10 protein-coding genes are annotated in these 13,939 nt (G+C 45.1%); 2 read left to right on the forward strand and 8 right to left on the reverse strand.

The window, feature by feature from the left end; all coding sequences use genetic code 11:
* Positions 1–195: 195 nt before the first annotated feature.
* Positions 196–1,977, reverse strand: coding sequence for a stalk domain-containing protein (locus tag DESGI_RS15145; RefSeq protein ID WP_006524071.1), 1,782 nt, complete (start codon positions 1,975–1,977; stop codon positions 196–198).
* A 535-nt stretch (positions 1,978–2,512) separates the two neighbouring features.
* Here DESGI_RS15145 and DESGI_RS23215 point away from each other — a divergent pair.
* A complete protein-coding gene (locus DESGI_RS23215) occupies positions 2,513–4,504 on the forward strand; it encodes a stalk domain-containing protein (protein ID WP_006524073.1) in 1,992 nt (663 codons plus the stop codon).
* A 145-nt stretch (positions 4,505–4,649) separates the two neighbouring features.
* On the opposite strand, the gene DESGI_RS15155 is transcribed toward DESGI_RS23215, so the two are convergent.
* Together DESGI_RS15155 and DESGI_RS15160 are read right to left on the reverse strand one after the other, a co-directional pair.
* Complete coding sequence (locus DESGI_RS15155; protein WP_245561106.1) at positions 4,650–5,033, reverse strand: type II toxin-antitoxin system death-on-curing family toxin; 384 nt, start codon at positions 5,031–5,033, stop codon at positions 4,650–4,652.
* A 14-nt stretch (positions 5,034–5,047) separates the two neighbouring features.
* Entirely contained in the window at positions 5,048–5,272 is a 225-nt protein-coding gene (locus tag DESGI_RS15160; RefSeq protein WP_006524075.1) for an AbrB/MazE/SpoVT family DNA-binding domain-containing protein, read from the reverse strand.
* Between the two features lie 146 nt (positions 5,273–5,418).
* Here DESGI_RS15160 and DESGI_RS15165 point away from each other — a divergent pair, with 146 nt between their 5' ends.
* Entirely contained in the window at positions 5,419–6,138 is a 720-nt protein-coding gene (locus DESGI_RS15165) for a hypothetical protein (RefSeq protein ID WP_006524076.1), read from the forward strand.
* A 205-nt stretch (positions 6,139–6,343) separates the two neighbouring features.
* On the opposite strand, the gene DESGI_RS15170 is transcribed toward DESGI_RS15165, so the two are convergent.
* From DESGI_RS15170 to DESGI_RS15190, 5 genes are all read right to left on the reverse strand, one after another.
* Positions 6,344–6,844: an NADH-quinone oxidoreductase subunit NuoE family protein gene (locus tag DESGI_RS15170; protein ID WP_006524077.1), complete on the reverse strand. Its 501-nt coding sequence runs from the start codon at positions 6,842–6,844 to the stop codon at positions 6,344–6,346.
* A gap of 36 nt (positions 6,845–6,880) precedes the next feature.
* A complete protein-coding gene (locus tag DESGI_RS15175; protein ID WP_006524078.1) occupies positions 6,881–8,029 on the reverse strand; it encodes a SpoIIE family protein phosphatase in 1,149 nt (382 codons plus the stop codon).
* A 24-nt stretch (positions 8,030–8,053) separates the two neighbouring features.
* Complete coding sequence (locus DESGI_RS15180; RefSeq protein WP_006524079.1) at positions 8,054–9,775, reverse strand: [Fe-Fe] hydrogenase large subunit C-terminal domain-containing protein; 1,722 nt, start codon at positions 9,773–9,775, stop codon at positions 8,054–8,056.
* 205 nt (positions 9,776–9,980) lie between these two features.
* A complete protein-coding gene (locus DESGI_RS15185; protein WP_006524080.1) occupies positions 9,981–11,999 on the reverse strand; it encodes a [FeFe] hydrogenase, group A in 2,019 nt (672 codons plus the stop codon).
* A 32-nt stretch (positions 12,000–12,031) separates the two neighbouring features.
* A complete protein-coding gene (locus tag DESGI_RS15190) occupies positions 12,032–13,912 on the reverse strand; it encodes an NADH-quinone oxidoreductase subunit NuoF (protein ID WP_006524081.1) in 1,881 nt (626 codons plus the stop codon).
* Between the last annotated feature and the right edge of the window lie 27 nt (positions 13,913–13,939).

A 13,939-nucleotide genomic window follows, 5' to 3' on the forward strand; every position in this document is an offset into this window, starting at 1 on the left:
CGTCTAATACCAAATTTCATGTTAAATCCTTTAACCTAAGTCGATATATCAATATAGATCGGGAAGTACGGCCCAGCATATTTGCACAAAAAAACAGAGATACTTTATATGTTAAATATCTCTGTTTCTTACTCTTAACTACTATGCAAAAATATGGTGAGGGTACTAATTACTTAGTTGTTCCAAAACCAATCTCTATTCTACTGTATATATCCCTTCCATATAACGCATGGTATACACCACTCCCGAATCGGTTAAAAGAAAGGAGGATATAGTGTCATCAACCAAACATATACTTTGGCCATTGGCACCAATTTTGTATAACCCCAGGTCATACCCTTCGGCCTTATAGTAAATCCCTGTTTTCCCTATAAGAAATTCGCTGACTGATTGATTACTCAACTTTATTTCCTGTCCACTTGATAGATTATATTTATACAGTTTTCCCAACCGGGCACCGGTGCCGGTATCCTTACCCACGGTATAATAGATGTTTCCGTCAAAGAACTTGAGATCAAGAATGCTTTTATCTACCAGCGTCTTTTTGTTATTTCCCTCCAGGTCAACCGTAGCCAGATAGCCAGTGCTTGAATCAAGATAATATATTGCCTGATCAACCAGCCAAAATGTTTTTACCGGCGGGGTAAGTTTATTTTTGGTTTGGCCGTCCAGGCTAATTTTATATACGGAAGCTTTGTCCCCCGGATCGTTTTCCTTGTAGCCCAAAACGTAAACATAACCGTCTTTGATATAAAAGGAGTTGCTTGCGGTATAACTGGTTCCTCCTTGTTCGTGTACTGTCCGAGAGATACCATAGGTAAACTCTTTTTCCGCCAGAGTTTGTTTTTCCCCGGTTTCCATATTCATCCTAAAGAGGTTTTCTGTACAGTAAAGTATAGGATGAAAATCCGTGTAGTAAAGAAACTTTCCCTCTACATCAAAGCTGATGAATTCTTTGACACCGGTGATCTCTTTTAATACGCCATTTTCCAGTTTATATAAATCTTCAGATCCCATGGTGAGATCGCCGGAATGAAGTACGACATAGAATTCGTCATTAATAAACTTCATATCAGCCAGCCATCCGTCCATCGGATTCCAACGTCCCAAAGAACACAGTTTTCTCGATTTATTGTCGGTAAAGCTGAATATATGCAGCTCGCTTTTGCCGTTGATTGTGGAAACATAATAGAGTTCATTGTTGATTAATTTATTGTCATTATTATTAAACCTGTTTTCCCCCGGCAGTTCGATTTTAACCTCCGGCCCGCTGCCGGTTTTTTTATACAGTTCCTCAATCATCTTCTGCCCGTTGTTAATATATTTAATTTTAGTGTAATAAACCGTATCCCCGTATTTTGCTACCGGTGTTACTTTTTTTTCGTATGCCACTTCTTTTCTATAATCTGCCAATTTGGCCTTGATCTTATCCTTAATCGCTACACTTTGGGGACTTTGCAGGTCTATAGCATCATTACTTATCACAATCAGCCCGTCAAACCAGACAATTTTTTTATCCAGTGCTTCCGCTATGCCTCTTAAAGGCAGCATTACCCTGCCCTCAATCTTTTGCGGCGGGACGTCCAGGGTTTGCGGTTGGTTATTTATGTACATTGTTTTGCTATTTACCGTCAATTTCACCGTTTGTTTTAAACCCTGATTTACCAGGATTACATCGTCGGGTTTTTGGGGGTCCCATACAACTTCACAATGGCTGTTATCCATCCATGCAACCAAATACCCCATCATTCTAATGGGGACAAACACGCGGCCGTTTCTTTGATGTAGTGTATAGTCACCGAATACGTCTGTCTTTTGCCCGTTTAAAAATACCTTATCATGATAATTAAATGGGATAACCACTGCATTATCAAAAACCTCATCCAGCGGTTTTTTCGCAGTTTCCTCCGCCCAAAGGGTGGATGTTCCCGCCATTAATAAGATAACTGTTAATATCAAAGTTCTAAAGAGCTTCATATCGCAAAATCATCCTTTCCTGAATTTTCCGGGTTAGTATTTTATAATTGATAACAGCTCATTTATATTAAGACTCAATGATTACCCAAAATGTTCCTGTTGATGCATAAAAAAAACAATTAAAGGGGTCTTATCATTAAACATTTTAGACTCTTTTTTATATGATTTCATATAAAAACAACTATCCACAGGCTTTAAACGCATTTGAAAACGGATAGCCGGGACAGGTAGGTTTAATTTTACCATTAGGGCGTTCCAATAATGGTGTTCTATGGAACAAAAATTGAATCCTGATCGTCCGATTTTATAAAGTTGTATAAGATTCCCAATATAATTAGGACCTGTTTACCATGCAGCTGCAGGTAATGGTTTAAAAATGAACGGATATGATGTATATAAATTCGTAACCGCTATTCCCGCTACAATGACTGCCGTCCGAAACGCCTTAAATTATTTCCTGGACAAAGCCTTCGCCTGATCTGATAATGAAAATATATAAATATGCGGAAGAATAATCAAAAAGGGGGAAATTAAATTGAGAAGAATATTTATGAGATGTCTTACTCTTTTCTTTATTTTAATAAGTGCCTTACCTGTTTTTGCAGCCGCGGAATCTATTAACAATGCTCAACAAGTAACAAAAACACCTACTTCAATTGAACGAGTAATCTATCAAGAGGTGGAAGCAAAACATAACCATAATTGGAGGGCTATACCTAATTATTGGGTTAAAGATGAACAGGACTTAATGCTTCCGTTTATAGCGGACAAAGAAAATAAAGACAACTTTATTGGTTTGTTCAATATCAAATCAGCAAGAATAGCAGAGATAAAAGAAGTTCCTATAGATTCTATCAAATCTTTTATTGATGTAGAAAAATACCTGGAAAAATATAGCGATATTAAAGTATTTTATGTAGGTATTGATTATACCGTAAACAACGAAAGTATGTTTTATTACAACGGAGTTAATTACCGATTAGCAGTCATAGTTCCGGAAAACGGTCAATGGAAACTAGCTGAAATGAGCGATGCCCCAGTTGCCAGCTTGGTTACTTCCAATATTAGTTTTGGATCATCAGCAGAAAAGATCTCCGAAAAAATACATCAGGCCCGTGATAAAGGCTTGTTCATTAATCCTTTAGGAAAAGTTATTAAGAATGTTGCTGCTATTACGGTGCAAATAAACGGTTCTGTGGTAAATGCACCGGCTGATATGGATGTAGTAGAAGGCCAGGCGATGGTCCCCCTGCGCTGGGCGGCTGAACAATTGGGAGCCAGTTCCGTACAATGGGACTCCTCAACCCGAACGATTATCATTAAGACCCGGCAGGATTTTTATAATATAGAAAAATTAGCTTCCTATGCCGGGGGTCTGCAATCCAGCGCTGATGAAAAAGATAAGCAAATCTGGTCACTTCCCGAGAAGGTCAAAAACCTGCAGCTATCCTATGCTATCCCCAAACGGGCATGGGTTTTAAATCTAAATCGATATAAGGCGAAACAATTAGATCTCCCGCAGCTCCCGGACTCTATTTATATACGTATTACCAGTGACGATGGTCTCTACGAACACAGTTCGGCAACATATAGCGCCGAAAATCGTCAGGATCATTATTACCTGCCCATGGACTGGCTGGAATACCTATTCAATGCCCGGGTCAATTATAATGACGCTGCCAATGTATTGTCCATTCAAACCCCTGATCTGAACACAATTAAATCCGAAATTGCCCTCATAGAAAACGCCCTTATTTCAGCCAATGCTGATGAAGCTATAAAATTATGGGGCCGGGGCGAACAAATCCGCTGTGGAGCCCTGCAATACGCAGCCTTGTCACCCCAGCTGCGCCAGGAGGCGGATAAAAGTTATTATGTTCGCCGATCATACTGGGTTACCGGCGGTTCAAGCCCCTGGGTGGGGCCTATAACCATAACTAACCGAAATGAACTCAGCGATACCAAAATCGAGTACACCATCTCTTTCCCGGAAATCACTTATGATCCGCCCAACACTATCGCAACAGAAAAAATGGTGGTGGAAAAACTTCTTTATAATGGCCGGGAAGGGTGGTTTATCACCCAAATATTGCAATCCAGTGAGTATGGAATTATTGACGGCATTTATAAAAGTAATAGCTTGTACCTGACTGAAGCCAGAATTTCTCTACCTCTTCCAGCTAACTGGACAATAAAGCACAGCTATCCAAAAACAATAAAAGACGAGCAAGGTCGCTCAATAGGTTCCTTGGAGGAGCTGGGCGGTTACTTTCTTCCCAATCATCGCAATGTTTTGAGCGATAAAAAGATGGCGGGCGGGTTGGGGGAAAGCCATTTGCTGGTGCTCCTTTACCAATCTCCAGCGGCCTCAGAAATACAAGAAAGCTGGCAGGAAGTCCATGCCATGATACCAATTAAAACGCAACACTGGCTCGACATTGGGATCAAGGTAAGCCCGGAAGATGATATAGTAGAATTACAAAAAATATTAGAAAACGCTACAATGGGGGCAACACGACCCCAATGATTGTATCTGTGAGTTATTGAGAGCTTATAATAGCGCTATTTGAGTTTTCGGAAGCGCTTGCAATGCTGATATGGTATCAGATGAGGATTTAGTGATTATCCGCATGGTTTCCCTGTTCCGCAATTCGCCCATTTCTAAATGAAATTTAACTAATTGTTAGTGATGAAGTATTATTCCCAAGCCAAATCGCCAGATCATCTTTTGACAATCTACCAGATGCCAAATCCATCATCATTTGGAAAGTTTCCTTTTCGCCTGCGGTAATCTCGCAGCCGTTTCTTTGCAGAAAAACATCCATAGCTACAAGCGCAATTCTTTTATTGCCATCTATAAATGGATGATTGTTGCATATGTGGTACCCGTATGCTGTTGCCATTTTCATTAAATTATCATGAAGGTATTTACCATCAAATGTTGTTTTGGGTTGCCATAAAGCAGAATCAAGCAGTTTTTCATCTCGAACTCCGTAAGAGCCGCCATAAATTTGAATGAGTTGTTCATGGAATAAAAGGATTAGCTTTTTAGACAAAAAAATTACACTTTTCATTTTGCTAATGATCTTAAAGTATTCTTAAATTTGCTATTTGTGTTTTCAAAGCTGGAGACCCATTTTTCAAACTCGGGGTCGTAAGGTGTGAGCGTGATGCCATCGCTGTTTTCAATAACATATAATTCTTTTCCCTCTTTAAGATTGTATTTCTCCATTAGATCCTTGGTGATGGTGAATCCGAAGCTATTGCCTATTTTTCTTAACCTTACTGTTTTCATAAGCGTCACCTCAACAAAATTATAACATTTGTATTACATCCTATTCAAGGTTAAATTATCCGGGGTCCAGTATTATCCATTAAAAATACATTCCAAACAATTCTATTTATAATAACCTTATGTACAGCAACCGAGGAATAGCCATAATGAATAATAGTAGAATTATTCGGAACATGCGGCTTTACCTCACCGGCCTGGTTCTTTGTCTTGTCGCTTTTGGGCATGCAAGTTTTTTCTATTGGGGGGTGCTGCAGTCACTTGCCGTAGTCAGCATTTTAATCGGAACACTTTATCTTTTGCCGGCCCGGAAGGCCGTGTTGTTGTTTACCGGACTTCTGGCCTTAGCGGGATATTATTTTTTTCATCCCTACGCTTATCTACTGCCCGCTAAAATGGCCCGGATTTTGTTGGGTGATTTTTCACTGGTTCTTTTGACCGGTTTTTTATCCATAGGCCTATTCATGGCCACCTATGTTTTAACTGGTAATTATAAACCCCATACTATAGCCACTGTAGGTTTATCATTAATGACATTGGGTTTGGTGGGGCATTTTACCGGGTTTTTAATCACCAGGTTTCCTGCCTCCCCCAGTTACATGCTCTTTGTAGTGGGCCTGGTAATGCTGATGTATGCTGCTTTACTCCTTGTAAAGACAGATGGCCCATATGTTTATCCGGCCATTTGGGCCGGCAGAAACGCCCTTAATATTTTTGTCGTGCATTACCTGGTCTACGTTTATGGTAAACATTCCGGCATGGTTGGGTCATTAAACGGGTTTTACTCCGTGCTGGTCGCCTTGGTGGTAACGGCTTTCTTTTTGTTGCTCAGTAGATGGATGTCCTGGCCGCTGCGGGCCGCTGCATAATAATTTGTTTTTAATACGGTTCCCGCACACATATAACGTGCCCTTCAGGGGTGCCCAACTGTGGGCGTCTCCACTGGAACAAATTGCTGGGCCGTTTTACTATCCACTATTATATATTGGTTATAGACCAAAGATTACCTTGATATAATTAAAACAGGTGTCGTGAAAGTAGGCGATTAAGGACCAACCGGCCAGGAGAGCGGGATTATTTGCAGGAATTTATTATTTCCGCTATCTTGTCCGATTCCACCTGGGGATATATTACATCATTGATCATTATCACCGGGCTGAGGGCGCAAGAACCCAGGCAACGCACCACTTCAAGGGAAAACTTCCCGTCCGGGGAAGTTTCTCCCGGTTCCAGCGTCAGTTCCCGGCTCAACCTTTCCAACAACTGGGCGGAACCATGCAGGTAACAGTTTGTGCCCAGGCAAACACTTATTTTATATTTAGCCGGCGGGGCAGGTTTAATCAAAGGGAAGTAACTAATCATCCCTAAAACATCGTTAGGCTGCAAACCAAAACCATCGGCAATCTGGTGCACAACCGCTTCGGACATTGTACCCAGTTGGTCCTGCACGTCTTGAAGCACCAGGTACAGGCCGTCCGATTTGTCTTTGTGTTTATTTATTATTTTTTCAACCGTGCCTTCAATACCATTTAAAGGTCCGGCAATATCGCCGCAGTTTGAACGATTCTCCTGCATTGTTTATGTATTCCCCCCCCGGCTAATTCGAGCTGCTTAAAAGTATTCTACCGTTACATTTTTGCCTACATCCCTTAAGAGCCTGATTAAATCCCGTATTATATACTCTTTATATATATAAATATTGGGCACACCCTCACCGTATAGTCCCTGATTGGCCGCAGTTCCAACCATAAAATGCACCCTGTCGGCGTTGTGTAATAAGGACGCCAACCTGCTGGCCCCGTCTTTATCTTTAAAACTTTCCGGACCGGGGCTCCCTTTCAGTTTATCAAGGGCATCCACCAGCGTGACAGCACCCTCGGTAACCAGGTCTATGCCCGGAATTATACCGATGGGCGGCACCCGCTGGCTGCGGGATGAAAGATCCACCCGGACTTCCCGGCCCAACACTCTTCCCACTATATTCCCGGTAGTACCGCCACAGACAACCTTAATTCCACCGGCACGCATAAACTTGTCCACTACCATGGCATCATCAGTTTTATCCCGCGGCGGGCCGATCATTACTACAACATTATTAGGTCTTCGCGTTTTAATAACGGCTATACTGGCATCGTCACCGGGCTGCCCGCCATAGATGTTATTGCACAAACGGGCTATTTCCCCGGCCCAATCCGCGGCCTTTTGGGGCGGGCTGTAAGTTTGGGCCAAATACTGGCCAACCCTGTCCCAACCCCAGCCCATGTTCCACACTTTCCCCACCCCGGCATGCAGTACACCATCGGTAATAATTACCAACCAATCATAATCACCTAATGCAAAATTTGATTCCCGGATAGCCTTGCCATCCAGTATCCTTTCCGTTTTTTCCAAATCAACCAGTCTGTTTTTGTTGCCAATAAAACAGGGCGGGTTTTCATACTCAATCAAATGCGCATAGCCTTCGCCCGTCACACGTAATACCGTAAAAGTGCTATAGGCCAGTTTTCTCACCTTGCAAATAGGTAAAGTCTGGGCCAGGGTCTCCATAACATCGTCTATGGCCCCGCCCATTTGCAACATAGTGCCGGCCATTTTGGCCGTGAGCCTGGAAAGGATATTGGCTTTGACCCCGCTTCCCAGACCGTCCGCCACAACAACAATTCGGTCGTTCCCGCTGCTGGTAATCTCAATGCTGTCGCCACACAGCTCTTCGCCTTTTTTATTCAGTTGGGCAGTACCGATTTCGACACAAATATCCATTTAACCGCAGTTCTCCCTTCAGTTTTAGAAAGGATCTTCTTGCATCAATTTAATTAATTTAGTTAAAAGAACCTTGGTTTCCGCTGTTGTTTCACCCAGCAGCCCGGCAATTTCCTGGGCCACAGTCATTTGCTTGGCAATAACCTCCTGCGCGCGGGATATAGTCTGCCCTTTCACCAGTTCATATTGCTCGTGGCGTCTTTTTTCTTCAGTTATGTCAACAAGAATTCCTACTATGCTTCTTTCCTTTTCCAGCTGGAAAATGATTTCTCTGACTATTTTACCCAATTGGTCATAATTATTGGTTTGGTTGATCATCTTTCCGGTTTTTAAAACTTCTCTAAAACTATCTACTTTTATAAATTGTTCTAATTTTTGTCCTACTATTTCCCGGATCGAGCAGTTAAATAAATTGCTGGCTGCCGGGTTGGTCTCCTGAATAACCAATTCGTTGTCCAAGATAACAACGGCGTTGGGCATGGCGCCAAGAACCCGGTTTGACATGGATTCCGCTCGTTTACGCATGTATGGAATACACATCTCCAGTTCCGCGTTCCCCTGATAGACGGCTATAGCCTTATCGCGGCATGTATCAAAACCGCAGGCACCGCAATTCAATTCATCCTCCGGTTTAAATTTGCCGGATCGCTCCAGTATCTCTTTAATCTCGGCCTCGCTCGGTACGGGAAACACTACTTGCCGATTTACGAAACTTCTTTGCAAAAGTTTTTCGTTGATATCGGTAATAGTGGCAACATCATCACCCTCGGACCGGCATTGGGACTTTTGGTATTCTATAACCTTGCGCCGCCTGTTAAATAAGCCCTCGTCCCTGCCCATCATCTGCGGGCCGTTGATACACCCGCCCGGACAGGCCAGTAATTCCACCAAACCGGGTAAGATAATGCCACCTGAAGCTAAATGTTTTATAAAATCTATACAGTTTTGCAACCCGGAAACCGTTGTAAACCTTTCATCGGCTTGTTTCGAAACGCCAACCGTCTTGAGCATTCCCCCGTCAATAGGGAATAGCCTGGCCAAGCCCGGTTTCGGACCGTCAAATTCATCCGCCGCCAGACCGCTACAGTCAATATTCTCTTCCTGCACCCATTCCCAAAGTTCATCAAACCCCAGCACATAATCTATGGCGTCACTTATGCCGTTCACCAACGCCTCATCCTTTTTAGCCGCACACGGGCCAATAAAAACAGTTTTACATCCCGGATAGGATTCTTTCAAGTAGCGCCCGTGGGCTATCATTGGCGATACTATGGGAGCAAGGTAAGGCAGCGCTTCCGGATAGTGCCGTTCAACCAGGTTAACCACCACCGGGCAGGCGCTGCTGATTAATGCTTTATCAAATCCCATACGACCGTGCTGCCGGGCCACCAAGGCGGCTCCCAGAGAAGTTTCCTGTACTTTTTTAAACCCCAGTCTGCGCAGTAAAGCAGGCATATGTCCCGGGTCAGCCAGAGGAAGGCCCACAACAAAGGAAGGGGCTACACTGGCCACCATAAAATTTCCGTTTTTTATGGAATGCCGGACCTCAGCCAGGCTGGAGGTAACCTTTTTGGCTTTTTGGGGGCAGATTAGCACGCACCGGGCATCTTTCACGCACAGCTCATCAATCACCCGGGCATAAAGAGCGCCTGTTTCCTCACTGGCACTGATGCGAATCGCCTTTACAGGGCAAGCCCTCAAGCAGCGATAGCAGTCCCTGCACCTGGCTTCATTAGTCACTATCATTCCATTATTACCTCTTTCGATCACTTCTTTACGCCGATTCGCCACAGGAACGGTTTATCGTCTTCCCTCCGGCCACTGCGTCCTCGGGGACAATTAGACCGTCCCATAGCTCCCCAACCTTTAAATTTTCGCGTAACTAGCCGGTACCCTAACTGTATATTCGATACATGTTTGAATTACCCTTTTCAAACCGGCAGGCAATTTATCAGTATTTACTATCAACTTGCATGGCTATTCTAGTTTTAAATATCCGCTCGGCATTATCCCGTGTGACACCGGTTATTATTTCATCATTTACCTTAACGGAAACACCCTGGTCGCATTTTTCCAAGCAAAATGTGCCGTCCAGCTTAATTTGTCCTTCAAAGCCATATTTCTTTATCATATCTGAAAACATATTCAGCACATCGTAGGAGCCGCGCAAATAACACCCGGTACCCACACAGACGGAAACATTAACCGGGACATCTTCCGACAACTCGGTTATATCAATGGGCTTGCCGGTTATTCTTCTCCGGGGCACATATCGAGTGTGCAATTCGTGGTGCACCGTTGCCGAACCCGTACCGTTCAACCACTGGTTGATGATATGGTTAACATAAATATTATCCTGGGCTTTGTGCACCTGCTCCATAGTGTCAAGATTATAAATGGTTTTCAGTCGTTGTACTCTGGCAGCGGTATCATTAACCTCGGGCTGGCCGCCACCCCCTATACACCCGCCGGGACAGGCCATAACTTCCACGGCGTGGTAGCCGGCCTCACCGCTTTTTATTCTTTGCACCAGCTTTTCGGCGTTGGCAATGCCATTAACCACCGCCAATTTTAACTTTTGCCCGTTAACTTCAACCTCAGCCTCTTTCAATCCCTGCATTCCTCTAACCGGATAAAAATCAATTCTACCTATTTCAGCGCCGCTGGTATAACCGGATACAAACCGCACCACCGATTCCATAACACCCCCGGAGGCGCCGAAAATTAAAGCGCCGCCCGAACCCATGCCCAAGGGATTGTCAAACCCTGCCGGTTCCAGTTCATTAAAAACAATACCTGCTTCCTTGATCATTTGGGCTAATTCAACGGTGGTCAGAACTATATCCACATCGCGTACACCGCCGGTGGTAAATTCCGGCCTTGTGGCCTCGAATTTTTTAGCGGTGCAGGGCATTACCGAGACACATACCACTTCTCCCGGTTCCTTACCGATAACTTGAGCATAATGTTTCTTCACCAGTGATCCAAACATTTGTTGTGGCGAACGACAGCTGGAAATATTAGCAAGCAGGTCGGCATGGGCCTGTTCGCAATATTTGACCCAGGCCGGGCAGCAAGAGGTAAACAAAGGCAGCTTGTCCCCCTTTTCCAACCTGCTGATAAACTCCATTGATTCTTCAATGGTAGTGAGGTCCGCCGCAAATAAAGTGTCAAACACCTTATCCGCGCCTAATTTTTTCAAAGCGGCCACCACTTTACCCGTAACGGCCGAGCCCGCGGAAAGTCCAAATTCCTCACCCAGGGCCACCCGGACCGCCGGTGCAATTTGGAACACCACGGTTTTCGACGGATCCAATATGGCTTTCCACGCTTGTTCCACTTCCGACTTGGCCGTCAGCGCACCGGTGGGGCAAACCGTTATGCACTGACCGCAATTAATGCAGTCAACCTCCGACAGTTCCTTGCCAAAGGCTGTAGTGACTTGAGTTTTACTACCCCGGAAAGCAAAATCCCAAATTCCCAACCCCTGGATCTCCTTGCACATACGTACGCAATCACCGCAGAGGATGCACTTGTTGGGATCTTTGACAATGCTGCTGCTGGAATCATCGATGGGCAGCTTGACATCCCGACTGCCAAAACGGATCTTATTTACGCCGTACTGTTTAGCTAGTTTTTGCAGTTTACAGGTGGTACTCTTGACACAGGTGGGGCACTCCCGGTCATGATTGGCCAGAAGCAGTTCCAAAATAACCTTGCGCAGCCTTTTGGTACGCATAGTGTTGGTATAAATCACCATGCCTTCCGACGGCGGTGTGGAGCAAGAGGCAACCAAACCCATTTTTTCAACTTCAACCATACAAAGACGGCAGGCACCGTATACACTCAGTTCGGAATGGTAGCAAAAGGTGGGGAGTTCAACGCCGGTCCGCCGGACCAATTCCAGCAGATTTTTCGCCCCCGCAATTTCCACGGCCTGCCCGTCTATAATTACCCGTCCAGTTTGCATTTCAACACACTCCCTTATTTGGATTTAGTTATTCAAGCCGTGTAAATAGCATCAAATTTACATTTCTCCATACATGTACCGCATTTCAAACACTTCGCCACATCAATTACGTGCGGTTCTTTTTTGTTTCCGGTGATGGCTTCGGCCGGGCATACCTTGGCACAGAGCCCGCAGCCCTTGCACTTGTCCTGATCGATATGATAGTCCAGCAGGGCCTTGCAAACACCGGCCGGGCACTTTTTATCCCTAATATGGGCAATGTACTCGTCTTTAAAATACTTGAGGGTGGTCAACACCGGGTTCGGTGCTGTTTTACCCAGCCCGCACAATGAACCGTCCTGCACTGCCAGGGCCAATTCTTCCAACAGCAACAGGTCTTCCTCACCGGCCCTGCCCTCAGTGATGGCAGTTAATATTTCCAACATCCTTTTAGTACCCTCGCGGCAGGGAACACATTTGCCGCAGGATTCATTCTGCACAAAACCCATGAAAAACTTGGCCACTTCCACCATACAGGTATCCTCGCCCATGACCACCAAACCACCGGAACCAATCATAGCCCCCGCTTTTCTTAATTCGTCATAATCAAGGGACAAATCCAGGTGGTTTTCCGTAAGACAACCTCCTGACGGGCCTCCGATCTGCACCGCTTTGAATTTCTTATTTTCCCTTAACCCGCCGCCGATATCAAAAACAATCTCCCGCAGACTAATACCCATGGGTATTTCAACCAAGCCGGTGTGAGCAACCTGACCGGCCAGGGCGAAAGTCTTTGTTCCCGGGCTGCCCTCGGTACCAAACCCCTTGAACCACTTACCGCCTTTAAGGATAATGGACGGCAAGTTGGCCAGCGTCTCAACATTATTTATAATTGTGGGGCAATTCCATAAACCTTTATTGGCCGGAAACGGCGGACGCGGCCTGGGCATACCCCGCTCCCCTTCTATGGAAGCGATAAGGGCGGTCTCCTCGCCACAAACAAACGCCCCGGCGCCCTCTTTGATATTTACTTTGAATGAAAAACCGCTGTTAAGAATATTGTCCCCCAACAGGCCCGTCCTTGCAGCTTCAGCCACGGCCCGCTTCAAGCGTTTTACGGCCAGCGGGTACTCGGCACGCACATACACATACCCTTCATCCGCGCCTATGGCAAAACCGGCTATCATCATGCCTTCCAAAACCCGGTGGGGATCACCTTCCATCACGCTTCGATCCATAAAAGCACCGGGGTCACCCTCGTCACCATTGCAGATGATATACTTTTTAGCACCTTGGGTCGACGCGGCAAACTGCCACTTCTTACCGGTGGGAAAACCGCCGCCGCCCCGGCCGCGCAGACCTGAATCCAACACTTCTTCAACAACTTTTTCCGGCGTCATATTAAAGAGTGCCCTGGTAATGGCCTGGTAGCCGCCATGGGCGATATAATCGTTCAAGTCGTCGGGATTGATACGCCCGCAGTGTTCCAAGGCCACCCTGGTTTGCTTCTGGTAAAAAGGTATTTCGTCCTGGGTGGCCACTGTTTGACCAGTAACCGGGTGTGTATATAACAACCTTTCAACCAGCTGATTATTTAAAATATGCTTATCAACTATTTCCTTGACATCATCTTTCTTCACATGGTGGTAGAAAACCCCGCCCGGTTCAATTCGAACCAGCGGCCCCATCTCGCAAAAACCGTGACAGCCGCTGATATTTAAGGCATGGGGCTCATCATCCACCTCTTCCATCAAATGAACTTTTACCGGTAAATTCTGCTCCTTGACCCGGCTTAGGAACTCATCATATACATCCAGCGAACCGTTGGCCACACAGCCGGTACCGGCACAAATCAATATCCGCATTTTTTCCCGTCCCAGGGCCTCTTGCGACTGTTTATAAAGATTTAAAAAATCATCCATTGATTTTAGCATATTGGTCCACTCCCTTACTGCAAACTG

Source organism: Desulfoscipio gibsoniae DSM 7213, assembly GCF_000233715.2.
Taxonomy (GTDB): Bacteria; Bacillota; Desulfotomaculia; order Desulfotomaculales; family Desulfallaceae; genus Sporotomaculum; species Sporotomaculum gibsoniae.

What these genes read in the sequence shown, in the direction of transcription:
- DESGI_RS15190 (WP_006524081.1), bottom strand. Translation starts at nt 13,912, where the DNA reads ATGCTAAAATCAATGGATGATTTTTTAAATCTTTATAAACAGTCGCAA.
- DESGI_RS15180 (WP_006524079.1), bottom strand. Translation starts at nt 9,775, where the DNA reads ATGATAGTGACTAATGAAGCCAGGTGCAGGGACTGCTATCGCTGCTTG.
- DESGI_RS15145 (WP_006524071.1), bottom strand. Translation starts at nt 1,977, where the DNA reads ATGAAGCTCTTTAGAACTTTGATATTAACAGTTATCTTATTAATGGCG.
- DESGI_RS15170 (WP_006524077.1), bottom strand. Translation starts at nt 6,844, where the DNA reads ATGCAGGAGAATCGTTCAAACTGCGGCGATATTGCCGGACCTTTAAAT.
- DESGI_RS15175 (WP_006524078.1), bottom strand. Translation starts at nt 8,029, where the DNA reads ATGGATATTTGTGTCGAAATCGGTACTGCCCAACTGAATAAAAAAGGC.
- DESGI_RS15185 (WP_006524080.1), bottom strand. Translation starts at nt 11,999, where the DNA reads ATGCAAACTGGACGGGTAATTATAGACGGGCAGGCCGTGGAAATTGCG.
- DESGI_RS15160 (WP_006524075.1), bottom strand. Translation starts at nt 5,272, where the DNA reads ATGAAAACAGTAAGGTTAAGAAAAATAGGCAATAGCTTCGGATTCACC.
- DESGI_RS15165 (WP_006524076.1), top strand. Translation starts at nt 5,419, where the DNA reads ATGAATAATAGTAGAATTATTCGGAACATGCGGCTTTACCTCACCGGC.